Raw genomic sequence first — 25,319 nt, 5'->3', positions numbered from 1 at the left:
CTTGTACTTTTGTAATTCAATTATAACGCAAAAACTGGCCAATTAAATGACCAGTTTTTTAGCTAAACACCTTTTCGTAACAAAACGACCGATTTCTTGAGAGCTGACCAAATTCCTCGTTGATCATAGACTAAAACATTAGCTTTATACATCTTAGCCGAAAGAACGGCTAAGACAACTAGCGAGCCACCTAAGATCACAAGCGAGAGCACTGCACTCAAAGTCGTTGCTAGACCTTTAGCTAAGAGAACAGGCATGATAAAGGTCGAGAAAAATGGCAGGTAACTCGTCACCGTCACTAAAATATTATTGGGATCATTAACTGCCATCACTAAGCCTAAAATATACGCGATCAGTAACAAATAACTGACTGGCGCTACTGCTTTAGGGGCGTCTTCTGCCCGGTTGACTAAAGAACCGCATAAAGCAGCCAAAACAGCATAAAGCAAGCAACCACCAATAATAAAGAGCAATAAGAAGACTAAATAACTACTGGAGACTTGATCAAGATCGACCATTTTAAATAGACCCTTGACATTTTCATCATTTTGAAAAGCAAATTTAGTCCCAACGAGTAAAAGTCCCATTAAAAATAATTGCGTGAGTGTCGCCAAGATCACACCAGCTAATTTCCCATAAAAATGCGTCTTAGCACTCGTACTTGACAAAATGACTTCCATGATCCGCATCCCTTTTTCACTTGCGATCTCTTGTGCGATGATACTAGCATACGTCATCACTAAAAAGAAAGTAAAAATACAAGCAACATACGCGATCATAAACTCAATATCTGAAGTATCATCTTTGATCTGAACTTGCCCATCTGCCTCAAAATCAACTTTTTTAGGCGTTAGTTGCGCTGGTTCAACGAGAGTCTCGATCTGCTTTGGTGTGAGCTGATAAGCGTTTGCTTTTAAGCCTAACTGCACATTGGTTACCGTTTGGGTGAGCTTTTGCTTTAAATTATTTCCCGGGATATCTTTCCCATAGACCGTACTCGTCAATTGGACACCTTTTTGCTCAACTACTAAGTAATAGTCGATCTTTTCTGCTTTGAGCTGGGATTTGGCCTCTTTTAACGACGATAGTGGGCGATAGCGAACTTGAGCTTGTTTTTGTGCGACAAGTGCTTGCGTCAAAGCCGGTTCTTTAGTATAAACACCAATTTTTTGCAAACTTTGGTCTTCTTTGGCGAAATTTGCAAAAAAGATCCCCCCTAAAACTACGATAAAGGGTAAAAAGATCCCGATGATAAATGAAGGGGTCTTGATCGTTTTAAAATAAACGTCTTTGGCAATGATCCAAAACTTACTCATCTCTTTTCACCTGCCCTGCTTTTAGTTTGAAGATCTCTTCTAATGAGAGCGGTTGCTGACTAAAAGTTGCGATATAATCATCTTTTAGCGCAAACTTAAAAAGTTCTTTTCCTGCTTCTGGTGTCGTCAAAGTCACTTCAAAGAGTTTTTGTTTTTCTTTGACCTTTTCGACATATGGTAAAGCTTCCAGCTCGGCAAGCGTCACTTGCGCTTCTAAGAAGACTTTGATCCGTCCAAAAGATTCACGGATATCAGTCACCGTTCCGGCTAAAACTTCTTTTCCATCTTTGATCATCAATAATTGATCACAAAGCTCTTCCACATTGGCCATATTATGACTAGAAAAGATCACACACGCTCCAGCTTTTTTGAGCTCTAGGATCGCTTGTTTCATAATGTCTGCGTTCAAGGGATCAAGTCCACTGAACGGTTCATCTAAGATGACAAGTTTAGGTCGATGGATCAAGGTCGTGATCAATTGAACTTTTTGTTGGTTTCCTTTTGAAAGTGATTTGATCTTGTCACTCTTTTTACCTTTCACGGCAAACTTTTCTAACCATACATCCACTTCTTGTTTGAGTTCTGAGGCTGGTATTCCCCGTAAATTCCCAAAATAAATGATCTGATGCTCGACTGTTTCTTTAGGATAAAGTCCACGCTCCTCAGGTAAATACCCGATCAAATTTTGATGCTTTGGTCCGATCGGTTCTCCATTCCATAAGACTTCACCTTGATCAGCTTGCATCAGACCTAAGATCATTCTAAAAGTCGTCGTTTTGCCTGCACCATTTTGTCCGATCAATCCTAAGATCTGTCCATCTTCGATCTGAAAAGATAGATCATTGACAGCTTGCATCTGGCCAAAGCTTTTGTTGAGTCGCTTTACTTCTAACATACCCTACCCCCTTATTTATCTTGTAAAACAGCGAAATACTTTTCCAAATAGATCTTATGTGCGACTGTAATAATGATATTTGACAACATGATCTTTTGCTCAGGTTGATCAGCCGTCGTCAGCTCTAAAGCTTTATGTTCAAAAACTGCTGTTAAAGTTTGTTTCAATTCTTCACAAAAATAACGGTAAGCTACTTCTGTCGCATATGATTCTTGCTGAACTTTAACAAGGAGTTTAAGATCATCTAGCGGTAAGACTGTTTTAGCTAGAGCAATGAAAAATAGATATGCGAGTTGTTCGCGCGAATATAACTTTTTTTCTGGGCGAGCGATCAAATTTTTTTTGACATAATTACTGATCATTGAAGGAGTCAGTTTGGTCCCTAATAATTCCTCTAAATAACTATTGATAAAATTCGATGTTTGTTCTAGATAAAGTCCTACTGTCGGGATCTCCTCAAACGTTGGTAAAGAAAAATCTTTGATCGTTTCCTGTAACCTTTTTTGCATTTCAGTCGCCATTATCATATTCCTTTCACATTTTTAATTATAACTTAATTTAAAACTGCGAGCTAGTTTTAACTTTACAAAAAGAATTTATCTGTTTATACTCAATATACCACAAGTTTTTCAAAAACCGCTAAAAAGATATTCAATATTAAGGAGGTTCTTAATGAACTACAAGATCGTTACTGATTCTGGTGCTAACTTAACTGACTTACCAGGTGTCACTTTTGAAAACGTCCCGATCACGATCATGGCAGATAAAAAAGAGTATCGCGATGATCGTTTTTTAGATGTCACCCAAATGATCACTGACCTGAGTCAATTAACAACAAAGAGTAGTACTGCTTGTCCTAACATCGATCAGTGGATGCGCGCCTACGCAGGTGCCGATATCGTCATCGTTTTTACGATCACTGGAGCACTCTCAGGTAGTTACTCAGCAGCTGTCCAAGCACGCGAACTTTACTTAGAAGACCATCCTGAAGCTAAGATCTTTGTTTTAGATAGCACCTCAGCGGGGCCACGAATGGAACTTCTGATACATAAAGCAGTTACTTTGATCAATGAAGGGGTCTCATTTGACGGGATCAAACAAGCTCTTACGCTTTATTTGACAAAAACAAAACTGATCTTTTCCCTTGAATCGTTGACCAATCTTGTCAATAACGGACGGGTCAGTCGCGCAACGGCAAAAGTCGCAAATTTATTGAAACTTCGGATCGTTGGGACTGACACAGATGGAAAATTGACTCCGCTTGGAAAAGCGCGTGGCCAAGCTAAAGCCTTGTCATTGATCTTAAATGAAATGGGAGCCAGTGGGTTTACCGAAGGAAAAGTTTGTATCGCCCACTGTTTGAACGAAGCAGGCGCTAAACTACTGGCTGAAAAGATCAAAGCGCAACACCCTAAAGCACAGATCACTTTGACTAAGACCCGTGGGATCTGTAGTTACTATGCCGAACAAGGTGGTCTGATGGTCGGTTTTGAATGCTTGTGACAAAATACCTACGAAGAAAGAGGCGCATTCGTTAGCATTTTGTTAAGCTAACTTTTTAGTGATGAAAAAGAAATTCAACAAAAAGAAATTATTATTGATTCTCGGAGCACTTTTAGCACTGATCTATCTGGGGGGTAATGCCTACCTAGTCAATTATGCTTTTGTGCGTGATTCAGCTACTCTTGGAGCCTCAGCGCCTAAAAAGGCGAAACTTTTGACAGCTGATCAAAAATGGCTCAAGACGCAAAAGACCCAAACTTGGCAGGAACGTTCAGCTGACGGTAAATTAGAACTCAAAGCTTTGTATTTACCTGCTCAAAAGCAAACGTTAAAAACGATCGTCATTGCTCACGGCTACCGAGAAAATAACTTACGGATGGCAAGTTATATTCGCATGTTTCATGATCTCGGTTATAACGTCCTTGCCCCTGATGATCGTGCCGCCGGTAAAAGTGAAGGAAAATATATCACTTTTGGCTGGCTTGACCGTTTAGACTATCAAAAATGGCTCACCCAAGTCATCCAAAAAAATGGCTCTGACTCAGAGATCGGACTCTTTGGCGTCAGCATGGGCGGGGCAACAGTCATGATGCTCAGCGGTGAAAAATTACCTTCGCAAGTCAAAGCGATCGTCGAAGATTGTGGCTATTCTTCGATCAAAGCTGAATTAGGTGAGCAACTTTCAGCTCAATTTGGGCTTCCAAAAGAACCGATCTTGACAACTGCAAGCTGGTTGGCGCGCCCATTTATCGGTTTTGATTTCAAAGACGGTGATACGACAAAACAATTGGCCAAAAATAAACTACCTACCCTTTTCATCCACGGTTCAAAAGATCGTTTTGTGCCAAGCGAGATGGTCTATGAAAATTACCAAGCCAATAAAAGCACAAAAGAGCTCTGGGTCGTCAAAGGAGCAGCCCACGGTATGTCTTACTATGAAGATCCAAGCGCATATACGAAACGCGTTGGCGATTTCATGGCTAAATACCTAAAATAATTTTGCATACAAAAAAGAGGTCGCGTCACACGCTGACCTCTTTTTATTAAGCATTTAATTCTTCTTGATCGTTTACATCAACGTAAGTTACTTTACTACGTTCGATATTCATTGCGACCCAGAGAAGACCTACAGCAACTACGATGTAGATCAATTGAACTCCGACTGAGATCAAGATCTGGTTCGAACCTAGACCAGATGTTAGTGCTTCACGGAAACCGTAAACTGAGTAAGTCATCGGCAAGAATGGGTTGATCAATTGGAAGAATCCGCCCATCGCCCGTGTGATCTGAATTGGGAACGAACCACCACAAGAACCAAGTTGCAAGACTAAGAAGATGATCCCGATAAAGCGTCCGATATTACCAAAGGCGATCGCTAAGAACATGACGATGTAGGTACTTGCTAAAGCAAAGAACCAAGCATTGATCAAGGTTGCACCTAGATGTTCAGGATGAAGACCAGAAGCCATCATCAAGAGAATTTCAACGACTGAAGTTCCTGTTGCCATGATCGCACCGATCGCAAGCTTACTTGCCCACCATTCAGTTGCCGTTGCATCTGGATCAGAAAGGCGACGTATTGGGTAAACAAGGTTAAAGACTAAGGCGCCAACATATAATGCAACTGAAAGCATGTATGGTGCTAAAGCATAACCGTAATTTGGCACGTAGCTGTAATTTGTATGCTTGAGTTCAGTTGGCGATGCAAACATATTTGAAGTCTTCGAGGTCACATTCTTTGTATTGTCGTTGACTTGAGTAGCACCTTTAGCAAGAGCTGTCGCAAGTTTGTCACTACCTTGACTCAACTTAGCAGCACCAGATGACAATTGTGGGGAATTAGCAGCTAGTTGTTTTGTACCATCGGCTAATTGATCTACCCCAGATGTCAAGGTCGGTACTTGGGCATTCAATTGCCCTAAACCGCCAGCTAACTGACTCGCACCACTTCTTAAAGCAGCCGAGTTAGCTGCAAGTTGGCTCGTACCATTTGCTAATTGACCGATACCAGATGTCAAGGTCGGCACTTGGGCGTTCAATTGCCCTAAACCACCAGCTAATTGGCTCGCACCACTGTTCAAAGCTGCTGAGTTAGCTGTTAATTGACCTGTACCGTTTGCTAAACGGGCAATACCAGTCGTTAACGTTGGTACTTGGGCATTCAATTGCCCTAAACCGCCAGCTAATTGGCTTGCACCACTGTTCAAAGCGTTGTTGTTAGCTACTAATTGATTTGCACCAGCTGAAGCTTGCGCAACACCATTTGTATACGTCGTGATACCTGTTGCTAATTCTTTTGAACCAGCGGCTAACTGATTTGCACCAGCAGTCAATTTTTGTAATTGTGCTGGAACTTCTTTTAATTTATCAACATCTGAAAGATCAGCATTTTGAAGCTGCGCCAATAAAGCATTGACTTGTTTACCAGCTTCATTCAACTGGTTAGCTTGTTGCACAACACTACTTAATTGGCTTTGAACGCCATTTAATTGATCGCTAAATGTTTGAGCTGCAACACCAGCTTGTTTAATGTTTTCACCGGCTGCTTGGTTCTTTTGAATAGCATCGGCTAGTTTAGCTTGATCTTCAGCTGATAATTTATCTTTATTAGCAGCTAAAACTTGAGCAACATCTGTCGCTGCTGTCTGTACGTTTGAACCTGCACTTTGTAAGTTTGATGTCAAAGTTGACTTAAATTGTTCTGCTTGACTATTTACACTTTGCATGACATTTGGCACGCTTGTGATCGTATTTTGCAGCTCACCCAACGTCTTTTGGATCGCTGGAGCTTGCGTCTTCAAAGTCGTTAACCCTTCGATCGCAGCTTGTGTTTGTTCTGATTGTAACAAGGCGAGGATCTGGTTACTACCTTGAGCTAATTGGGTAGCTAATTCTTGGTTGCCGGCAGCTAAGTTATTTGCACCAGTTTGCAGCTTTTCAGAATTAGTTTGTAACGTGCTCAAACCTTTTTGAAGATCCTTCGTCCCTTGCGTATAACTTGAGATCCCTGAAGTCAAAGTCGTTGAACCACTTGCTAACTGACCAACACCATTTGCAAGCGCTCCACTACCATTTTGAAGTTGGAGCACACCATCATTGACTTGACCAACACCAGCTGTATAGGTACCGATACCATTTGCCAATGTATTTGAGCCTGTTGCTAATTGACCAACACCACTTGCAAGCGCCCCAGTCCCATTTTGAAGTTGGGAAACACCATTATTGACTTGATCAACACCAGCTGTATAGGTGTTGATGCCGTTAGCTAATGTATTTGAACCATCAGCTAATTTTAAAACACCTTGTCCTAGCGGTACGACACCTGTTTGGAGTTGGATCACCCCATCGTTGACTTTACCGACACCGGCTGTATATGTGTTAATACCATTAGATAAAGTTTTTGAACCATCACTCAACTGTTCTGAACCTTTAGCAGCTGTGTTAAAACCTTTGCCAACTTGTTTGATCACGCCAAAGATCGTATCAGCATAAGACGTTGAAACTGTTTCTTTGACTTGTGAGTTGACTTGCTTAGCACCTTCTTCACTGATAACTTTACCAATGTAGTTTAAAGAGTCATTAGTTGTATACTTCAACTGCATTTTCTTTGGATTTTTATCCAAAACAGTTGTTGCATTTTTAGAAAAATCTTTAGGGATCGTGATGACCATGTAGTATTTCTTATGACTCAAGCCATAATCAGCTTCTTTTTTCGAAACAAAATTCCAGTCTAAACCGTCATTTTCCTTTAACTTCTTGACCAGTTGATCACCGACATCAAGCGTTTTTCCGTTAAATTTAACAGATTTGTCTTCATTTACGACCGCAACAGGTAAGTATTTAGCATCCCCGTACGGATTCCAAACTGATTTCAAGAAGAATACTGAATACAAAAATGGAATGAACATGATCGCCAAAATCGCCGCTAATAGCATTTTTTGGCTTTTGATATGCTTGAACTCAGCTTTGATCGTTTTCAAGATCGCTTACACTCCTTACTTAAAATTTTTGTTAACCGTTCTATAATATACACTTATTATCTTAAAAAAACAATCCTTATTCATTCAACAGATTCGTTCGATATACCTTTCAAAACCCTTGATATAACAGGAGTCTACCTTAATATCCAAATATTGGTCTACAATAGAATGCGACACATATCTCAAAATGTATACAAATAGAGCCAGATAAGAAAAACTCCCATCTGACTCTATTTGATCTTTAAGATCTATTCGTTTTCATGTTTTTTCTTCGGATCTTCATATCCCAAAAAGAATGCACTTAAAGTAAGTAACGTTCCCAAGATCCCTAGATGTTTTACCTTTGTTTCACCGGTTTGTGGTAATTGAGCTTTTGAAACTTCTTTTGTTGCTAAAGTAGTAGAAAAAAGATCTTTAGGCGTTTCTTTATTATTAAGTACTACTTTGGCAAACTGATCTTTTAATAAGCTTTGCTCTAAATGGGTGTCATCTAAGTCTTTTTCAGTCTGAGGTGCTACCGTTTGACTTAAACTTTGAACTTTATCTTGTGGCATCGCACTTGCTTCTTTTTCACGAACAAACACACTAACAACTAACATATCCTTAGTTTTATCTGGATATAGGATCGTAACTACTCCATGTGTTTTTCCAACTTTAGTCACTACAGGGCTCTCGTGCCAACTATATTTGGCCTTTGCTGGTAAAGTAGAGCGGTTAGCGACGCCAGCTTCTGGCGCAAGCTCTTGACCTTGAACAACAGTTACGACTTTTCCTACTGGCATATATTTATCAGCATCGGTCAAGCCTTTTTGGTACTTATCCTCTCTGGACACTTCTGATAAAGCAACTTTCTTTGGTCCATTCACTCTTTTTACCTTGATTACTCTGGCATCTTTATCCCCTTTCTCTTTTGTCGTATCTGAGACTTCTTGCACTTGCTTCTTCGTTTTTGCTGGTAGAGCAGTTTTGTTTGAGTCTGCTTTTGTGGGCACTCCTGGCTCACTTTGAAAATATGTGTTCTTTTGAGTTGCAGGTTTGTGTTTATCGCTATTTGTTACTTTGACAACAGTCTGTTTTGGACTATCTGAGCGAGTCCCTTTACCCTTGTTTTTCTCTACTGTAGTTAGATATTTTCCGACTTGAACTGAAGTCTTTTGAACTTCTGGCTCGAGACTATGCTCCTGTTTGTTTGCCTCTTCAACTTTGACATGCACGTCTTTACTACTATCTAGATCAGTCACTTTAGCTGTCCCTTTTGTTTTTGCTGGTAAACCTGCTTTATTTTTTACGCCTACTTTTGGAACTTGATCTTGGATCACCATCACTGCATGGTTTGCTACCGTGTGTTTCTCTGCATCTGCGCGTGGCGCTGTTGAGCTCACTACTGGCAATTTAGTTTTGTGCAGATCATTTTCTGCTTTTGTCTCAGTTGACACAACACCTTTGTTTCCATCTAAGTCAGTTACCTTGACTGTCCCTTTTGTTTTTGTTGGTAAATTTGCTTTATTTTTCGCACTATCTTCTGGGACAAAAACTTGGCCTTGGGACATCGTTGCTGGTTGCTCCGCCGGCGTATACTTATCTGCAGCTGTCTGTTCTTTTGGTTGGTGCTCTGCTGGAGTTACTTCTGATGTCTTTGCACTTACCACTTTCACTTCAACTGGCACTTCTTCTTTACTACCATCTGGATAAGTTACTACGACTGTCCCTTTTGTTTGACCAACTTTTGATGTGTCGGGTACTTCTTGCCAGCTGTATTTTGTTGACGCTGGTAGTTTGGCTTTATTTCTTACACCTGCTTCTGGGGTAGGAACTTGACCTTGAGTGACTGTTACTGTTTGACCTACTGGCGTATACTTATCTGCTGCTGTCTGTTCTTTTGGTTGGTGCTCTGCTGGAGTTACTTCTGATATCTTTGCACTTACCACTTTCACTTCAACTGGCACTTCTTCTTTACTACCATCTGGATAAGTTACTACGACTGTCCCTTTTGTTTGACCAACTTTTGATGTGTCGGGTACTTCTTGCCAGCTGTATTTTGTTGACGCTGGTAGTTTGGCTTTATTTCTTACACCTGCTTCTGGGGTAGGAACTTGACCTTGAGTGACTGTTACTGTTTGACCTACTGGCGTATACTTATCTGCTGCTGTCTGTTCTTTTGGTTGGTGCTCTGCTGGAGTTACTTCTGATGTCTTTGCACTTACCACTTTCACTTCAACTGGCACTTCTTCTTTACTACCATCTGGATAAGTTACTACGACTGTCCCTTTTGTTTGAGCAACTTTTGATGTGTCGGGTGCTTCTTGCCAACTGTATTTTGTTGATACTGGCAGTTTAACTTTATTTCTTACACCTGCTTCTGGGGTAGGAACTTGACCTTGAGTGACTGTTATTACTTGTCCTACTGGTGTGTATTTTCCAGCATCTAATACAGCATACGTCACTTCAACGCTAGTATTTGGTGAAGTTGCTGTTACTTTCATTTTTTGCACACTAGTTGCTGGTTTGCCGTTAACTTTTGAGATATAACCTTTAACTTGAGCAAAATTATAACCTGGGAAATCTGCACTAACAGGCGACCATGCATGCCAAACAATATCATTTGTCACAAGATCTTTAAGACCAGTTCGTTGAAATTTTTGTTGTTCATCTGCGACTAATTCTCTCTTTCCATTAGGCTTAGTCATGTAGATCTGCCGTGTAACTTTCCGTTCATTATCGATTTGCTCTTTTTTATGCTGAACTGTATAAACCAACTCACTTGGAGTATCAGTGCCAAATGTATAATCTGTTGTCGTTTGTTGTTTTGGGGCTAATACCCAATTAAGTGGTGCATGAGATGCAACATCTAATTTGACTGTTTCCCCAGTTTTACCCCGAACAGTATAACTTGCCCCGACCTGCTGTCCTGCATCATCAACATACTTAACTGTCACTTCATGATCATTGGCTGTAAAATCAACTACAACTGTTGTTGATGGAGTTGTAAAACTTACATTTTCTTGAGCTGGAACAATTAATTGTGTCGCTGAAGTTGTAAGTAAGACAGCATCTTTTCCACTAACAGCACTAGCTTTATAACCTGCAACAGGTGAGAACGAATACGGCCCAAAAGTCGTGTTCGTTACTGGCGTCCAAGTCGAGTACGTCACTTGCTTTCCTTTGGGCTTAGCAAGATCAGTATATTTATTACGCGAATAGACAACAGTCTGAACAACAGTTTGAGCTGGACTTTTTGGATAATCAACTATGATCGTACGGTCGATCTTATGCTCCAATTCTATGTTATCTTGTGAAATGTCACCTTGCTTGACTCCGATAACATCTACTGTCACAGGCACATTCAAGTACGATCCATCAACAAAAGCTAATTTGACAACTCCTTGTGCTTTAGCGTTAGCTGTCGTTAAAGATGGTGCTTGCTCCCATGTGATCGTTGAAACCAAATTATTTAAAGCTGTTGTATCAACTAGATCAGTTGCAGAGGGTAAAGTTTGGAGCTCATTTTGATAGGCCTTCCCCTCAGATTTGGCTGTTGCACCTAGGAGTTCGAGCGAGACCCCCAATCGATCAAGATCTGCAAAAGTTCCCACTTCTGGGAAAAAGACATTTGCATTTTTAATATCGACCTCAGTCAGTAATTTTTCTGAATCAGTATGTGTACTTTGGGCCGGGACAAGCGTTGTCGGTGCGTTCTTCCAGGTCACTTTGACCCCTTGGATCATAACATTACTATTTTTAGCCTTAAAATTTCCATCTGGTAAAACATCATAAGTTTCCAGTGCAACATATTTCCCATCTTGATCTTTTTGGTAAGTGGTAAGACTTGCGACTGCTTGACTCGCCATTGGAAGAATATTTTTATCACTTGTCTTATGCGTTGTCAGGGATGCAGCAGTCCCGACTAAAGCTCCATTTGCATTCCAGCGAATATTTTCGTGCCCATCAGTAACAAAGATCGGGGCATAAGTATATCTTAACGTTCTATTTGGAAAATAGGTCGTCACTAACACATTATATAATCCTGGCGAAGTCTGTTTTGTTGGTGCAACAAGCAGATCTCCCTGTGGAGTTATTGTCACCCACGCTGGCGTTCCTCCACCCAAACCATAAGACTCACCTGTTGGTCTATCTGATGTATTATATTTGACCGCTGAGACCGCTCGCTCACCTTGTTTGACTGTTAATGGGGCATAGCTGGGCACATAATCGATCAGATCAGTCCCCAAGGCTAAGTTATTGATCCCCCACCAATTAAAGGCATTGTTGAATGCCGCTTTAGTAACTTCTGAAACTTTATTTCCAAAGGTTACGCTTGCATCTGCTTCGCCAAATGAAACACCTGTTGCATAAGCGGGACGTGTTGTTGTATCACCATCTTTATTATTAAAATGCATAGACCAATCTCCCTGCTTATTGACCGAGTCCAAAGCTTTGACGGCAACTAAATATTTTTTAGCTTTTGTAGTACTTCCATTTGCATATTTTACGCCAGCAACTGTTTTAAAACTTAAAGGGAGCTCTTCTTCATCTACCGCCTTAAGTTCAACTTTATTGTCGATCCCTTCTAAACGTAAAAATATCCCTTGCTGTGCGCCATTTCGCACCAATTTAAAAAGTCGCGGATCTGTCAAAGTGATCTTATTTTTAGTGGCCACGCCCCACATCGCGATCATTCCCATTGGATAAATAGGAAATTTAGTCTCAGTATTACCTAAATATTGTTCATAAGCATAACCATTGATCCCATCTGAGCTATTATCTTGCATATCATCAGACAGTTCTAATGTTCCATGATCTACCTCAAGTGTGGCACTAACATTATTGGCACTTATCCCGCCATAAGAGATCAAGGGACTTCCTACTTGTTTAGAATCAGCATCCATCAAACGTTTGATCTTTAGAGAAGCATCTTTTTTGATATCAAGTGTACCGTGAATATTGCCCTTCGTTAGGTCAGAGTTATCGGCATAATTTTGTGTCGAACCCCAGTTTAAAGTGAGTGGGGCTGAGTGGACACCAGCTCCATCACTTTGGATCCCATTATTTGTGTTTCCATTATTATCTTGCAATGTTTCGATCTTTAGAACTGCCCCTTCATTTAACACTAAATTATCTGGGTTCCACAGAGCATTTGAAACACCATGGCCCATATAAAATGAAGCTTTCGCACCTTTTAATAGTCCCATGTTATGATTGTTATTTACAAAATAGACACCTCGTGTATTCGGTGATTTACTTGCATTAACGACTAATTTCCCGCTTGATCCGATCTTAACATCAGATCGCGTCGCCGTTGAAGGGGCATATAATGCCAAAGCAGCTACGATACCACTTGAGGGACGATTTTTTGAAATAGCGTTAAAAGTCAGATCACCATCAATCACCGCACTCCCATTTTCTAAAAGGACTGCGCTATATCCATCAACAAAAGCATACGTTCCCCAATTGGTCGGGGTCGAAATATTTGTCGCTGAGGTCGTAGAATCAACAGTCAAACTAGCTCCTGCATCGATATTTAAAGCCTGAGCCTTAATATTTTGGATCTCGTTACTATAATTATTATTAGCGCTCAAAATAACACTGGCCCCATTCACAACATTAACAGCGCCTGTTGCTCTAACGTTAGTGGCAACACTGTCGTTTGTAACGTCTGTGTGTAGCGCAATATTTTTGCCAGTGAAAGTGACATTGCCATTAGCCACGATATTAGCATTTACATAACTATTTTGACGCGTACTCAACGCTACATTATCCCCTATATTGACATTTTTGGCAGTGATATTAGGATCTGTCACTGTACTTGGTGTCGTAACAACATCGTTTAAAGTGACATCTGCATCTGGGGCATAAACTAAGACGCCATTACCTGCACTTGTCACATGATCAAACGTAACTGTTGCTCCATCACTTTTATCACTTTGAAAGCGGACGACACCATAACCATCAGCATTATTGGTAGAGAGTGCAAGATCTTTAAAGTTTAACTGCCATTTTTTAGTGCTGTCAGCTCCATAAGTATTATTCTTAAACAGCAATGAAGCATCTCCTAGATCAAGTGTCGTTTGCGCTGTTTTCCCCGTGATCTGGACTGCTCGAGCTACTCCTTCTCCATCAACAGTCACATTCGTATCTTTATTAGCATTAGTGACGTTTTGGTCTAAAATAACTTGCGTAACGTTTTTATTATTCAAGGCCGTTTGCAAAGCTTGTATCGTGGCAACATGCACTGCTTTTTCGGCAAATTGCGGGGCTGTTTGTTGGAAAGAAGCAGACGCGCCAACTTGGGCTGCTGATGCCTGACTTGATAACTGAGCCGCACTCGATCTTGTTGGTACAGCTGAAACTGGATCCGTATCGGCTACTGAAGCTACCCCCGCTGCGGTAGAGGCTACTTTAGTTCCAGAAACATCGTTACTTGTATCAGACGCTACTGAACTGGGCGCTTGTGTGACAGTCGCATTTGGCTCAACTGGCTTTTTTTCTTTGAGGTCACTAGCCGGATCTGTGATCTGTTGTTTATTGGTGACCTCATTTGAAGCCACACCTTGTTCTTTAGTCGTTTGTTCGTTTACTTGATCGGCATGACCGACCGTGGTCCCCGTATAGGTCGTAAAAGTCGTTCCGATCAAAATTGAAGCTACTCCAACAGTGAATTTTTTGATCGTAAAATGTTGGTGCTTTGATCGCATCTTTTGTGACTGTAACTTTTGATTGTTCTTCGATAGCATAGTGATCCCCCTTACTATTGTCATAAGTCTTTAATTATAAAACTTACACTTATGTGATACAGCTCTTATCAAAAAAAAGCAATCTTATTGATCAAAGAAAAACTGTATTCTTCTATAAAAGAGTCTTTATTCCATAAATACACAAAATAACGATAATTTTTAATTTAAAAATATAATAAATATAAACTTATTTTAATAGCGAGATATACAACTATTACTCCATTGTCTTAAAAATGATCTCTCAAATATTTAAAGATCCAGAGCTAGACTTACTTTTTACTAAAATAAAATTTCACAGTATACTATATATATCATTCGTTTATCACAGATATTTTTCTTTACCTTAGTACAAAAATAATTTTAGCAAGGGGGATCCTATGCAAATCAGACCAGAAAATATCACTGACTACCCAAAAATCACTTTACTGATCGAACAAGCTTTTGCTAAAGCAACACATCGCGATGGTAATGAAGCACAACTAGTGGAAAAGCTGCGCCATAGTCAAAACTTTATCCCCGAACTTTCTTTAGTTGCCGTAAGTGCCGAACAGATCGTTGGTCACATCTTATTTACAAAAGTCACGATCGAAAACCATCAAGCCTTAGCCCTGGCTCCTTTAGCCGTTTTACCTGAATTTCAAAAGCAAGGCATCGGTTCAGCACTTATTAAAGCAGGACATATAAAGGCCCAGGAACTTGGCTACACTTACTCGATCGTTTTAGGCCATCCAGGTTACTATTCCCGTTTTGGTTATCGTCCAGCTAGTTCATACGACATCAAAGCTCCATTCACCGTCTCTGATGAGTTCTTTATGGCCGCCAAACTTAGTCCAAACGCCCCTGTTCTAAGCGGTATCGTACATTACGATGAAGCTTTTGGGCTTTAAAAAGATCCCTCGTAAAAGCAATGTCATTAAAGCAAGAGAGCTTGTATCAAATTTCTAAATTAAAATTTGATACAAGCTCTCTTATTTGACATCTATGATTTTAGCTGCGGTAAGCATTATGAATATAGCACAATTGAAGAAGTTATTTTTAACTACCTTTGACTCGATCGACCAAGAAAAATATGTTGTCGATCCTAAAAGTGATCTTATACGCCAGAAAAAACTTGGTTTTAAAGATACACTACTTTATATTTTATCAATGGGTGGTGGGCCTATTCTAAGTGAATTACCACAACTAACAGGAGCTATAGCGGGTAGTTCTTTTCTTTTTCACGATTGAGCCCTACCCAGCTATCTCACGATCCCCCCGAAAGAATAACATAAATTAACACATGATCATTTTGAACATCTCTTTAGAATATATTCCAAAAAAACTCGTCTAGCTCTCTAAATCAATGAACTGGTTGAAAGTTTAGAACTCAAGTATGACTATCAATTACTATCGTGCAATGCTTTTTTCAATTTGATAAATTGTGTCACGAGCAAAACAAACCATGTCAGCACAGCAAGACCAAATAAAACATAGTAAGGCTTCTTCATTTCAAAGTAAACTGTGACATTATTCACACCACGTTCTAAGTTGACTTGAACTGTTCCGCGCTCACTAACTGTATATGCACTTGTGCGCCCATTAACAGAAACTTTTTCACTCGGATAAGCTACAACTGGCAGATCGACCGTGGCCACATTTTTTAATTTTATTTGATACTCTAGTGCATTAGCTTGTGGTCGTGGAGAAACCACCATAACTTTATGGTTGATATAGGCCTGATGTAGCAAAATACTTTGCGTCTTTGGATTTGTCTCGATCATGTTTCCGTCAAACGCGACTTTAGGATAATAATCAGTCTCACCATAAGGTATCCGATAAGTATACAGGTCGTAATAGTTTTTCTTACTTATGACAGCCCCTTCTGGAATCGTCGCAAATTTATCAGTCGCCTTCTTTAATAGCGTTGTTGCTGAAACATTGTAGAGTCGCTCCAACACAGGAGTAAGTGTCTGAACATATAAACACATTGCAATACTAAGCACAAACAAGCCCACTAACACTTTTGTTTTACCTTGAAAATGTCTAAATATGCACACTAAAACCAATGATAAGATAGCTGCCATAAAGAATGATGAATAGGTCGTAAAACGATACGGGAACTGGATCACCCCTAAGATCTTCAGAAACTTGATCCGAGCTATCTCAGTATATGGAAAAAGATTTGTCGATAATACGATAAAGATCAGCCCCAAGATATAAAGACTCAATTCACGCTTATCGTGGCGAACAAAGTACCAGCCACCAAGTGCGGTTGCAAGTAAAACGATCCCTAAACCTCGGTTAGTCGCATAATTTTCCAAAGATGCTTGTCACAGATCTTGCATACTATATAAAAATGCAAAGCCAAAACTAGGAGTCCCTAAACGCGTTTTGATGAAGTCTGTCCAAAATGGGTATACGAACCAAGCGACCAAAAGAAAAGTTACTGCTACACTCTTAAGCAGTGTCACCCATCTTTCTTTTGAAAAATGGCGATCTACTATTAATCGACAAAGAAATAAGCAAATAAAAAGCCCTACCGTAATAACAACACTGATCATGTGACTATAAGTCAGTAAAGCCACACCTCCTGCTAGAAGAGACCATTTACGCTGATCACCCCAGATGACTTCGTAAAAACCATACATGGCGAGCGGAATAAAAGTATAGGCGATAAATTCGCCTAAAACGTAATTTCTAAGTCCCAAATAAACATGATAGCTCGAGATCGTATAAAAGAGCGCAAACATTACCGCCCGCAAACGATCACGTGAGAAACCATACATGGCATAGTAAGCACAACTAAGGGTCAAGAACATGAAAAGACCATACCAAATATAAAAAGCCATGATCGGATCAAAAACGAATCTTAGAAGCGCCCAAGGATATAAAAAGACTGTCGGATAAAATAAGAATGAACCGACACCGCTGTTGTGAAAGGTATGCGTCGCAATAAATGTAAATAAATGTCCTGAGCGTAAATTTTGATAGATCTCTTCTGCCCGTGAAAAATGAAAACTACCATCTGAAGTAAAGCCACTCAATAACTGAGTTCTCGCTACCCAAAAGGTAAAAAAGAAACTCAAACAACAAAATAATAATAATATCTCAATATTTCTCTTTGATCTGTTCACTTTATCCACCTCGACCATTAACTATAATCTACTCGTTCCTAAATGAACGACTTGCACTAACAATGTTTTTATCTTCTGAACAAGTAACTCTATTCTTAATAAGCTAAAAAGTACTTGCCTTAATTTTTCAAGCAATGAACATCCTAAATAGATCAACAAACTTCCACCTACAACATCTACTAATAAGATCAAAGGCGCTTCTTTTGCAAGTGAGCTAAAACGCCCCTGCATAAGATGCACCGCTACCATGGGTTGTAAGTGGATCAAATAGACCCCAAACGTCAAAGGAGCAAACCATTTTATCCATTTGATACTTCGAGGATCGAGTTTGAGATCTTTGAAATAAGCTAATAATGCGATCGCCATCAACAGGATCGTAGGTGCTGGATAGTTGACTAAGACCCGTCCATGTCCTGCTTCACCCCCAAAGACTAAAAAGCAAATAAAAGAAAGGAGTACAAGTCCACTAAATACCAGTCGATCGGCGTGCCATAAGTTCCAATCATATAAACGAATATAGCCCCCGATCAAATACAAGACAAGAAGCCATAAAGCACTGTACCCACTGTTAAGTGCTAAAAAATCTTTGACCCGAAAAATAAAGGTCTCGCCAAAAGAAAAGATCATGATCAGCATGAAGAGCATTTTTTGCAATGAAGCTCGACTTAGATTATTCAAAAGATAGTTCAAAAACGGTATAAAAAGAAAAAGCACAAAATACGCAGAAAAATACCAGTATCTTTGATATGAGATCGGCATAAACATCGCCAGGAGATCTTCTTTACTTAGTTTTAAGCCAGGCACTAAAGCTACCACTGCAATATTCAAAACGACTGAATAAAATAAAACTTGTAACCATAAGCGGATGATGTTTTGGGGTTTGTATCGACTCGTAACACCTACATACCCCGATATCAAAGCATAGCAATTAACAGCTCCATAACAGATAATGTCAAGCAACCAACTCAATTTATAATTGAACGTTCCTGTTCCTAATTGTGTAGCTTGACCGAGCACACCCCCAATAAGCAAAATATGATTCAAAACGATCAGATACATCGAAACGATCCTGAGTAGATCGATCCCATAATTTCTTTTGGTCATAAATCTACATTTCTCCCTAACTTACTTTTGTTTTCCCGATCAAAGATAAACAGATATTCTATACAAATACAGGCTGTTATTTGCCATTTTTACATAGCATATCCTTTTACAACCCTATAACAAGAATTATATTTCCAATAAACACGTATAACAAGAAATATTTTACTAGTTTATACAGAAATATATTAAGTTATAATACAGGAAATATTTTTCTATCATAAAAAGTAAATATGATAGGAGTGTATAAATATGAGTTCTAAGCAAATCGATATCGGACAAACGATCAGATTTTATCGCAAGCAGCAAGGAATGACTCAAGAACAACTAGCTGAAAAAAGCAATTTATCTGTTAAGTATATTTCTTTGTTAGAAAATGATGCTTCTACCAATATCAGTATTCAAAATCTCGCAAATATCGCAAATACACTTGAGGTCGATTTAGCCACTCTACTCTCTACTAAAAAACCGCAATTTTCAGATAATTCTACGCCTTACACCGAATTACTCTTTTTAAAACTTCAAAACCTACCTAATGAAGATGCTGAACAATTCAGCAAAGTTTTTCTAGATCTTTTTAGATCTCTAGAGGAATTCCCCAAAAAATAAAAAAGAAGCAATGACGATATGTCATGCTTCTTCATTTCCTATAATATCATTCTAGCGCCTCTCTGCTCCAACATGTGTAGCTATTGATATACGATCAAACACCTACTCACTTTATCGCTTTAATTTTACCACCATTTAAAATCAACTTAGTAACTTATTGAAAATTATTTCTAGACTTATATTATTTCATTTAGATCCAACCATTTTCCTTAGCTAAGAGCACAGCTTCTAGGCGCGAACTAGTTCCTGTCTTGCTCAAGATCGCTGAAATATAATTTCTGATCGTTCCTTCAGCTAAGTAGACTTTTTGAGCGATCTGTTGTGTATTACTTGAAGTTTGCAATGCACTCAAGATCTGTAATTCTCGCTTAGTCAACGGACATTCCTCCTTGGTGAACATCCCTTTGACTAAACGACTCTCATAGACAGTTTGACCATTAAAAACTGTTTTGATCGTTTGGATCAGATCTACACTCGGTGAATCTTTCAACAAATAACCGGCAACCTCATTTTTTATTGCCTTAGCAAAATATTCCTTTCGCGCAAATGTTGTTAAAACGATAACTTTTCCTGACCAAACACTTTCTCTTAGCTGTGTTGCTACATCTAAGCCATTCAAATGTGGCATCTCAATATCTAATAGCGCTATATCTGGTTTGAGTTCTAAAATATCTTTTAAGGCTTGTTGTCCATCATTTGCGACTCCGAGAACTTTTAGATCCGCTTCCAAATCAAGAAGTGTTTGTAGTGCTTGTGCGATCATTACTTGATCTTCTGCTAAATAGATCGTTATCATTTTGTTACCAGTCCTTTCTGCTTTGGAAATACAAGTGTGATCAGCGTTCCATTTTCTGTCGTAAATGTGCTAGTGCCACCTACTTTAGTAACACGTTGCTTGATACCCGTGATCCCAAACGAAGCTTGTCTAGTATCAAATCCGATACCATTATCTTTTAATATGACGCGATAATTTAGAGCATCTTCAGCAAAAGATATTTTAAAAAAGCTAGCTTGACTATACCTGATCGTGTTTGTAACTGCTTCATTAATGACCGCTGCGATCGTTTGTTGGGTCTCCACTTCCCACAAGACTACATTCTCAGCATTTTCAACGATCAACTTGATCTCTGCTTGTTTCAACTTATCACTTGTTCCATCTAAGATCTGGCCCAAGGTCTCGTACTTTAAATCATGTACTATCTGGCGTACAATATCTAAATTTTTACGTGCTTCAGTTGCAATTTGCTCAAGCTGGATCTGAGTTTTAACTGGATCAATTTCTAAAAGCTTCTGAGCTAGTTCGGCCTTTAAAGCCAACAGAGAAAAGCTTTGTCCTAGATCATCATGCAAAGCTTGAGCGATCCGATCTCTTTCTGCTGCTAATAAACGTAATCTTTGATTTTCATTTTGTAAGTTCCGTTTTTGTTTTTGTTTTTCCCCTAAAGAACGTGAAGCCAACACCGGCATAGCTGTCGCTAAGATCATCAAAACTAAGTCAAAGATATCAATATTAGCCTTTACTGACCATAATCCATAGAATACTATTCCAAAACCGAGCGCTAAAAACATATAAAAAAGCCCTAATAAACGTTTAAACTGCACTTTTGCCAGCGGGAAAGAACCGATCAAAAACGACGTGAATATAAATAAATAGATATAGTTAAAACGCCATGCAAAGATCAGATCGATCACCAATTGAACAACGACCCGTAAGCAAAAATTTTTAGCCGTCATAAAGCTATCTCGATAGACTTTAGTATAAAAAAAGAGCAATCCATACCAAAAGTATCGCTCTGATCCAGTTAGCTCACCGATCAAACTGAATACTGGTAATAAAAAGAGTAACCAAAAATACGGAGCAAGCCCTAGGTACTCAGGAAATAAAAGATAGGTGCGCAAAAACTTTTTCATTCTTAATTTGTCCTTCGAATTAATTTTTCAACAGCATAGATCAAACTTACTAAGATAATGCTCCACAAAATAAGCCCAAAAAGATATCCCCAGTTAAACATCTGTCCCTGAATCAACCCACGAGCAAGTTCAGCTACATAATATACTGGCGTATAACGTCCAATAGCTTGAACCCAAGGTGGCAAAGTTTGGAATGGGAACCACAAACCACTGATGATCGCTAATAAAAAGACAATATTTCCTAAAATATTGACTGTGTTTAGATCACGTGACGTTGCTAGCAACATCCCGATCAACATCAACGGAGTAGCTAATAGAGGGATAAGTCCTTCTAAGATCAACCATAATTTCATTGAAAAAACGATACCATTGAATACCCAACCAGTCAATCCTAAAGCCCCTACACAAAAGACGTTCAACAACCAAAAGACACTTCCGATCGATACATAGTATTGCCATTGTTTATACGGAAGTACCTGTAATAATTTAGCATAGCCACTTACATGATCGATCACTAAAGTATTAGCGACCGTCAAAACTGATCCTAGTAAATTAGCATAGATCATCATCGACACAAGATAATCGCGTTTAAATGTCGGATTAGCCGGCATGATCTTGGTAAAAAGTAAATAAAATAAAATTGGTAACAAAATATCAAAGAAGAAAAAATTTGGATTTCTTAAAATGATCCGCTTAAAATTGAGTTTACTTTGATAAAACATCGCTATTCCCTCCAGTGATCTCTAAAAAGAGCTCATTTAACGTACCTTGTTCGATATTTAAATCTTCAAGTTCTGCCAAATAAGGTGTTAATTGTTTAAGAAATTCGTTCAATTTAGTCGTCTGTAAAGTATAATTCCCAACCTCGGACTGTAGCTGCACGACCCCAGCTAATTTTCTAAAAAAACTTGGTTTTAATGAGCTTCTAAAGCGCACCGTCACTTTTTGATATTTCTGTTGCAAGTCCTGCAAAGTTCCAGCAAAAGTTATACATCCATCCTGTAAGATCAAAAAACGTTGTGCGATATTTTGCAACTCTTCTAAATAATGGCTTGTTATCAAAAACGTTTTACCAGCGGCTTGCAGCTTTTTGATCTGATGCCAAAATGCTTGGCGGCTCTCCAAATCCATGCCGACCGTCGGTTCATCTAAGATGATCAGATCTGGATCACCTGCTAAACATAACGCAAAATACAGACGCCGCCTTTGACCACCTGAGAGTTTAGTTATTAATACATTTGATTTCTCAACCAATCCTGCGATCTTTATTAATTCGGCATAACTTTTACTTTTAGGATAATAACTTCGCCACAACTCGATGATCTCCTTGACAGTTACTCGTTCAAGGACAAAATCTTCTTGAAACATCACTCCAAGTGCCTCAGTTTTTAAGCTCTTTTCACCTAAGATCTCGATCTCGCCTTGATCTTTAGGTGTCAATTGTAACAAAACATTCAACAAAGTTGACTTTCCCGCACCATTTTTACCTAAAAGAGCTACCAACTCACCTTTTTTGATCTCAAATCCAACTTGTTTTAAAACAAATTTGTTATCGTACGCTTTGGCAACATTTTTAACTTTGACTACTCTTTTCATCTCTTTCACATCCTTTCCTTTAGTCTAAACAAAGAAGCTAGCCCTTCCTAGGCGTGAGTGTCATACTATTTCATGACAAATGTCACAAAAAAAGTCGCCCCAAAGAACGACTTTTTATGATATTTGATTTTCTAAACCTATTGCTCAGTAGTTGCTTTGACTAAACTCAAAAATTATAATTAGCTTGTAAATTAGAGCTACGTAGAGGTGAGAGCTATGTTGTTTTTAATGAATGCCGCACCTGGACTCTGGCGTCTGCAATGGCGCTTTTCAGATTCTAAAATATTAGCTTCTTTTATTTAAACTATCCGCTAAATTGTACGGATGGTTTATTTTTTATTGTAAATTTACCTTTGATACTTAGTAGCTCGTCCAGCACCAATGCGGGTCAAACGGTGGTCACTCACTAATTTAGCTAGCAAGCGACTAAGCTTACTACTGCTCAAACCAGTCAAAGTGACTAGTTCCCGCTTAGATAAAAGCTCCCCCGTCTCAAACTGCTCTAACACTAATAATTCATCTTTGGAAAGCTCTGTTTTCGCATGCAAAACTGGTAACGTGATCATCACAGCGTTTGGCAGTACTTGAAAACTTGGTTGTACAAACTCATCCACATACGCATTTTTGATCCGTAAGATACCAGTCCCAAACATTTCGATATATTTCAATCTAAAAAAGAGATTAGCAATGATCGGGTTGCGCGGGACAGAGATATACCCCCGCAAGTACTCATCTTTTGTGACTCCAAAAGGTAAACCACCAGGTGAACGGAGCTCGATCCGATCTGCATACATTGAGATCAAAATATTAGCTGAAACATCCCAAGCACGATGGACAAGTGCATTGGCAAGTGCTTCACGAAACGCAACTTCTGGGATCAACTGGGCCTTCTTTCTTGTTGTTCCGCTTATTTGTTCGTATTCATAATACTTTCGATACTGCTTAAGCGCACCTCTAAACTGAAGCAAGAGTGAGCACTGTCTAAACGTTTTTCGTTCCATGATCTCATCGATGCTCTTACCAAATCGGACTAGATCGACCTCAGGAAAGTCATTTTCATCGGCAAGTAACTCTGCAGCGTGATTATACCCAGCAGGTGAAAGAAGATCTAGCGTCTTTAAAATATCAGGCGTGAGTTTTTTGATCCCCAGTTTATCTTGTAATTCTTTTTCAAGCGCTGTGAAATGTAGTTCTTTAGTCGATGTTAGCTGCTCATCAAAAGTTTTTTCCATACCTTGTAACGTCAACCGATTGAGCTCGCCCCGCGAAACTTCGATCGTAGCTGTATCATTTCGTTTATAGGCTTTGCCTTTATATAAATACGGTTTTTCTAACCCCTCAAATACTTTTAAAGCAATAACGTTATGCGCTTCGAGCGTTAACTCAAAATTAGGCCGAGGATCAATGCTATCATTGATCTTATTTTCGATATTCAAACAAGTTTCTTTAGGATCTGTGATTCCGACCACTTCACCACTATCTGTGATCCCAAATTTGATGACCCCTGTTTCGTAATTAGCATAAGCGCTGACTGTTTTAAGAAAAGTATTGGTGATCTTTTCTTTATATTCGAGTGTCTTTGTCTCTTTCATTAGGCCCACCCCTCTCTTGTCCAAATCGTATCATCGTCGCAATCGTTTTGCAACGATTACGCTAATCGTCTCACTTTTTTTGCGACGATAATCTTAATCATCTCACTTTAAATAAAAAAAGGTAATGCCTACCACATTACCTTATAACTCTTTTTCACTTATGATAAAATGCACTTTATATTTTCTTGATATCTAAATCATACCGTTTATTAGACTTTTTACGACTAGCACTACAGGAATTGAATTTATTACTGTTTTCATGTAAATCTTTTTTTATAATTGACTAAATACGGTATCAGCTTTTTCTCTTATATTTAAAACAGCAATACTATCAAATTGAGTCGGATGGGGATTTATTTGTATAATCTTTGCAGATGAGGATAAGTTATTAAGATAAGAACCATAATTACCTTTTGAACCAACTACCAGTACTAAATCAGCTTGTGAGATCCATTGATTTGCCCTCTTCATTGCTGGTTCATAAACTCCTACATGAGAATATACAGGGAATGAAAGCATAATACCATTACATATTGAACAGCGAGGAGCTTTTCCTTTATTCCAAATATCAACTCCATCTTCATGTACCTTGCATTTACTGCAGCGATTAATTGCATATGAGCCTTGTATTTCTGCAACATTTTGAGAGCCTGCTAAAGAATGCAAGTGGTCAATATTAGTGGTAATAATACCATCTACTAATCCTTCTTCCTCTAGTTCAGTTAGTTTACGATGGGAAAGACTAGGTCCTTTTTCAAACATAGCTTTTAAAAAAGATTCACGTAACAATTTATAAGAGTGTTCAGGATGCATCCGAACGAGTGGTTCTAATGATGTTTCAAGAGTTGTAGTAACATTCATTTTTTCCATGTCGGCAATACCGGAGCTATTCGAGATTCCTGCTCCCGTAATAACTATAGTTGATTGACTCGCTAACAACATCTCTTTTAATTCCTGAATTTCTGTCATACT

Annotated in this window: 19 protein-coding genes; 5 read left to right on the top strand and 14 right to left on the bottom strand. The window is 39.0% G+C overall.

Annotated elements, in window-relative coordinates; genetic code table 11:
- Positions 1 to 62 precede the first annotated feature (62 nt).
- Genes QFX10_RS04835 through QFX10_RS04825 form a run of 3 tightly spaced genes read right to left on the bottom strand, consistent with a single transcriptional unit; the run spans position 63 to position 2,732 of the window.
- Positions 63 to 1,316, bottom strand: coding sequence for an ABC transporter permease (locus QFX10_RS04835; protein ID WP_280607076.1), 1,254 nt, complete (start codon positions 1,314 to 1,316; stop codon positions 63 to 65).
- Complete coding sequence (locus tag QFX10_RS04830) at positions 1,309 to 2,211, bottom strand: ABC transporter ATP-binding protein (protein WP_280607075.1); 903 nt, start codon at positions 2,209 to 2,211, stop codon at positions 1,309 to 1,311. Before QFX10_RS04830 ends, QFX10_RS04835 begins: the two co-directional genes overlap by 8 nt.
- An 11-nt stretch (positions 2,212 to 2,222) precedes the next feature.
- Positions 2,223 to 2,732: a DUF1836 domain-containing protein gene (locus tag QFX10_RS04825; protein WP_280607074.1), complete on the bottom strand. Its 510-nt coding sequence runs from the start codon at positions 2,730 to 2,732 to the stop codon at positions 2,223 to 2,225.
- Between the two features lie 151 nt (positions 2,733 to 2,883).
- Here QFX10_RS04825 and QFX10_RS04820 point away from each other — a divergent pair, with 151 nt between their 5' ends.
- Together QFX10_RS04820 and QFX10_RS04815 are read left to right on the top strand one after the other, a co-directional pair.
- Positions 2,884 to 3,714: a DegV family protein gene (locus tag QFX10_RS04820; protein ID WP_280607073.1), complete on the top strand. Its 831-nt coding sequence runs from the start codon at positions 2,884 to 2,886 to the stop codon at positions 3,712 to 3,714.
- 61 nt (positions 3,715 to 3,775) lie between these two features.
- Positions 3,776 to 4,711, top strand: a complete 936-nt coding sequence (locus QFX10_RS04815; RefSeq protein ID WP_280607072.1) for an alpha/beta hydrolase — start codon at positions 3,776 to 3,778, stop codon at positions 4,709 to 4,711.
- Positions 4,712 to 4,757: 46 nt separating this feature from the next.
- Here the strand turns inward: QFX10_RS04815 and QFX10_RS04810 are convergent, their stop codons facing one another.
- Complete coding sequence (locus QFX10_RS04810) at positions 4,758 to 7,694, bottom strand: YhgE/Pip domain-containing protein (protein WP_280607071.1); 2,937 nt, start codon at positions 7,692 to 7,694, stop codon at positions 4,758 to 4,760.
- Positions 7,695 to 7,942: 248 nt separating this feature from the next.
- Positions 7,943 to 14,425 (bottom strand): Rib/alpha-like domain-containing protein, encoded by a 6,483-nt coding sequence (locus QFX10_RS04805; protein ID WP_280607070.1) that lies wholly within the window; start codon positions 14,423 to 14,425, stop codon positions 7,943 to 7,945.
- A 377-nt stretch (positions 14,426 to 14,802) separates the two neighbouring features.
- Between QFX10_RS04805 and QFX10_RS04800 the strand changes: the two genes are divergently transcribed.
- Both QFX10_RS04800 and QFX10_RS04795 read left to right on the top strand, forming a co-directional pair.
- Positions 14,803 to 15,312: a GNAT family N-acetyltransferase gene (locus QFX10_RS04800; RefSeq protein ID WP_280607069.1), complete on the top strand. Its 510-nt coding sequence runs from the start codon at positions 14,803 to 14,805 to the stop codon at positions 15,310 to 15,312.
- Positions 15,313 to 15,430: 118 nt separating this feature from the next.
- Positions 15,431 to 15,652: a hypothetical protein gene (locus QFX10_RS04795; RefSeq protein ID WP_280607068.1), complete on the top strand. Its 222-nt coding sequence runs from the start codon at positions 15,431 to 15,433 to the stop codon at positions 15,650 to 15,652.
- A 152-nt stretch (positions 15,653 to 15,804) separates the two neighbouring features.
- Here the strand turns inward: QFX10_RS04795 and QFX10_RS04790 are convergent, their stop codons facing one another.
- The 3 genes from QFX10_RS04790 to QFX10_RS04780 all read right to left on the bottom strand — a co-directional run bounded on the left by QFX10_RS04790 (position 15,805) and on the right by QFX10_RS04780 (position 18,642).
- On the bottom strand, positions 15,805 to 16,725 hold the full coding sequence (locus QFX10_RS04790; protein WP_280607067.1) for a hypothetical protein: 921 nt from the start codon (positions 16,723 to 16,725) through the stop codon (positions 15,805 to 15,807).
- Between the two features lie 9 nt (positions 16,726 to 16,734).
- The gene (locus QFX10_RS04785; protein WP_280607066.1) at positions 16,735 to 17,448 is read right to left on the bottom strand and encodes a putative glycosyltransferase family protein; all 714 of its coding nucleotides are present in this window, start codon (positions 17,446 to 17,448) and stop codon (positions 16,735 to 16,737) included.
- A gap of 111 nt (positions 17,449 to 17,559) precedes the next feature.
- Complete coding sequence (locus tag QFX10_RS04780; protein ID WP_280607065.1) at positions 17,560 to 18,642, bottom strand: acyltransferase; 1,083 nt, start codon at positions 18,640 to 18,642, stop codon at positions 17,560 to 17,562.
- Positions 18,643 to 18,891: 249 nt separating this feature from the next.
- Here QFX10_RS04780 and QFX10_RS04775 point away from each other — a divergent pair, with 249 nt between their 5' ends.
- Positions 18,892 to 19,248, top strand: coding sequence for a helix-turn-helix domain-containing protein (locus QFX10_RS04775; protein WP_280607064.1), 357 nt, complete (start codon positions 18,892 to 18,894; stop codon positions 19,246 to 19,248).
- 190 nt (positions 19,249 to 19,438) lie between these two features.
- Here the strand turns inward: QFX10_RS04775 and QFX10_RS04770 are convergent, their stop codons facing one another.
- The 6 genes from QFX10_RS04770 to QFX10_RS04745 all read right to left on the bottom strand — a co-directional run bounded on the left by QFX10_RS04770 (position 19,439) and on the right by QFX10_RS04745 (position 25,316).
- Positions 19,439 to 20,044 carry a response regulator transcription factor gene (locus QFX10_RS04770; RefSeq protein ID WP_280607063.1) on the bottom strand — a complete coding sequence of 202 codons (606 nt, stop codon included), beginning with the start codon at positions 20,042 to 20,044 and terminating at the stop codon, positions 19,439 to 19,441.
- Entirely contained in the window at positions 20,041 to 21,159 is a 1,119-nt protein-coding gene (locus tag QFX10_RS04765; RefSeq protein ID WP_280607062.1) for a sensor histidine kinase, read from the bottom strand. The genes QFX10_RS04770 and QFX10_RS04765 overlap by 4 nt, the downstream gene beginning before the upstream one ends.
- A gap of 2 nt (positions 21,160 to 21,161) precedes the next feature.
- The gene (locus tag QFX10_RS04760) at positions 21,162 to 21,881 is read right to left on the bottom strand and encodes an ABC transporter permease (protein WP_280607061.1); all 720 of its coding nucleotides are present in this window, start codon (positions 21,879 to 21,881) and stop codon (positions 21,162 to 21,164) included.
- Positions 21,865 to 22,755, bottom strand: coding sequence for an ABC transporter ATP-binding protein (locus QFX10_RS04755; protein ID WP_280607060.1), 891 nt, complete (start codon positions 22,753 to 22,755; stop codon positions 21,865 to 21,867). Before QFX10_RS04755 ends, QFX10_RS04760 begins: the two co-directional genes overlap by 17 nt.
- A gap of 347 nt (positions 22,756 to 23,102) precedes the next feature.
- Positions 23,103 to 24,347: an RNA-binding domain-containing protein gene (locus QFX10_RS04750; RefSeq protein WP_280607059.1), complete on the bottom strand. Its 1,245-nt coding sequence runs from the start codon at positions 24,345 to 24,347 to the stop codon at positions 23,103 to 23,105.
- A 273-nt stretch (positions 24,348 to 24,620) separates the two neighbouring features.
- On the bottom strand, positions 24,621 to 25,316 hold the full coding sequence (locus QFX10_RS04745; protein WP_280607058.1) for an SIR2 family NAD-dependent protein deacylase: 696 nt from the start codon (positions 25,314 to 25,316) through the stop codon (positions 24,621 to 24,623).
- Positions 25,317 to 25,319: the final 3 nt, after the last annotated feature.

The sequence above is a fragment of the Ligilactobacillus faecis genome (assembly GCF_029889745.1).
Lineage (GTDB): Bacteria > Bacillota > Bacilli > Lactobacillales > Lactobacillaceae > Ligilactobacillus > Ligilactobacillus faecis.
The sequence above is the reverse complement of the archived record's forward strand: the minus strand, read 5'-3'. Positions and strand labels throughout refer to the sequence as shown.

Bases quoted from the DNA above. Each gene is read 5' to 3' on its own strand.
- QFX10_RS04755 (WP_280607060.1), bottom strand. From the start codon at position 22,755: ATGAAAAGAGTAGTCAAAGTTAAAAATGTTGCCAAAGCGTACGATAAC.
- QFX10_RS04795 (WP_280607068.1), top strand. From the start codon at position 15,431: ATGAATATAGCACAATTGAAGAAGTTATTTTTAACTACCTTTGACTCG.
- QFX10_RS04770 (WP_280607063.1), bottom strand. From the start codon at position 20,044: ATGATAACGATCTATTTAGCAGAAGATCAAGTAATGATCGCACAAGCA.
- QFX10_RS04825 (WP_280607074.1), bottom strand. From the start codon at position 2,732: ATGGCGACTGAAATGCAAAAAAGGTTACAGGAAACGATCAAAGATTTT.
- QFX10_RS04765 (WP_280607062.1), bottom strand. From the start codon at position 21,159: ATGAAAAAGTTTTTGCGCACCTATCTTTTATTTCCTGAGTACCTAGGG.
- QFX10_RS04775 (WP_280607064.1), top strand. From the start codon at position 18,892: ATGAGTTCTAAGCAAATCGATATCGGACAAACGATCAGATTTTATCGC.
- QFX10_RS04835 (WP_280607076.1), bottom strand. From the start codon at position 1,316: ATGAGTAAGTTTTGGATCATTGCCAAAGACGTTTATTTTAAAACGATC.
- QFX10_RS04760 (WP_280607061.1), bottom strand. From the start codon at position 21,881: ATGTTTTATCAAAGTAAACTCAATTTTAAGCGGATCATTTTAAGAAAT.
- QFX10_RS04815 (WP_280607072.1), top strand. From the start codon at position 3,776: ATGAAAAAGAAATTCAACAAAAAGAAATTATTATTGATTCTCGGAGCA.
- QFX10_RS04750 (WP_280607059.1), bottom strand. From the start codon at position 24,347: ATGAAAGAGACAAAGACACTCGAATATAAAGAAAAGATCACCAATACT.
- QFX10_RS04800 (WP_280607069.1), top strand. From the start codon at position 14,803: ATGCAAATCAGACCAGAAAATATCACTGACTACCCAAAAATCACTTTA.
- QFX10_RS04820 (WP_280607073.1), top strand. From the start codon at position 2,884: ATGAACTACAAGATCGTTACTGATTCTGGTGCTAACTTAACTGACTTA.
- QFX10_RS04745 (WP_280607058.1), bottom strand. From the start codon at position 25,316: ATGACAGAAATTCAGGAATTAAAAGAGATGTTGTTAGCGAGTCAATCA.
- QFX10_RS04780 (WP_280607065.1), bottom strand. From the start codon at position 18,642: ATGACCAAAAGAAATTATGGGATCGATCTACTCAGGATCGTTTCGATG.
- QFX10_RS04830 (WP_280607075.1), bottom strand. From the start codon at position 2,211: ATGTTAGAAGTAAAGCGACTCAACAAAAGCTTTGGCCAGATGCAAGCT.
- QFX10_RS04805 (WP_280607070.1), bottom strand. From the start codon at position 14,425: ATGCTATCGAAGAACAATCAAAAGTTACAGTCACAAAAGATGCGATCA.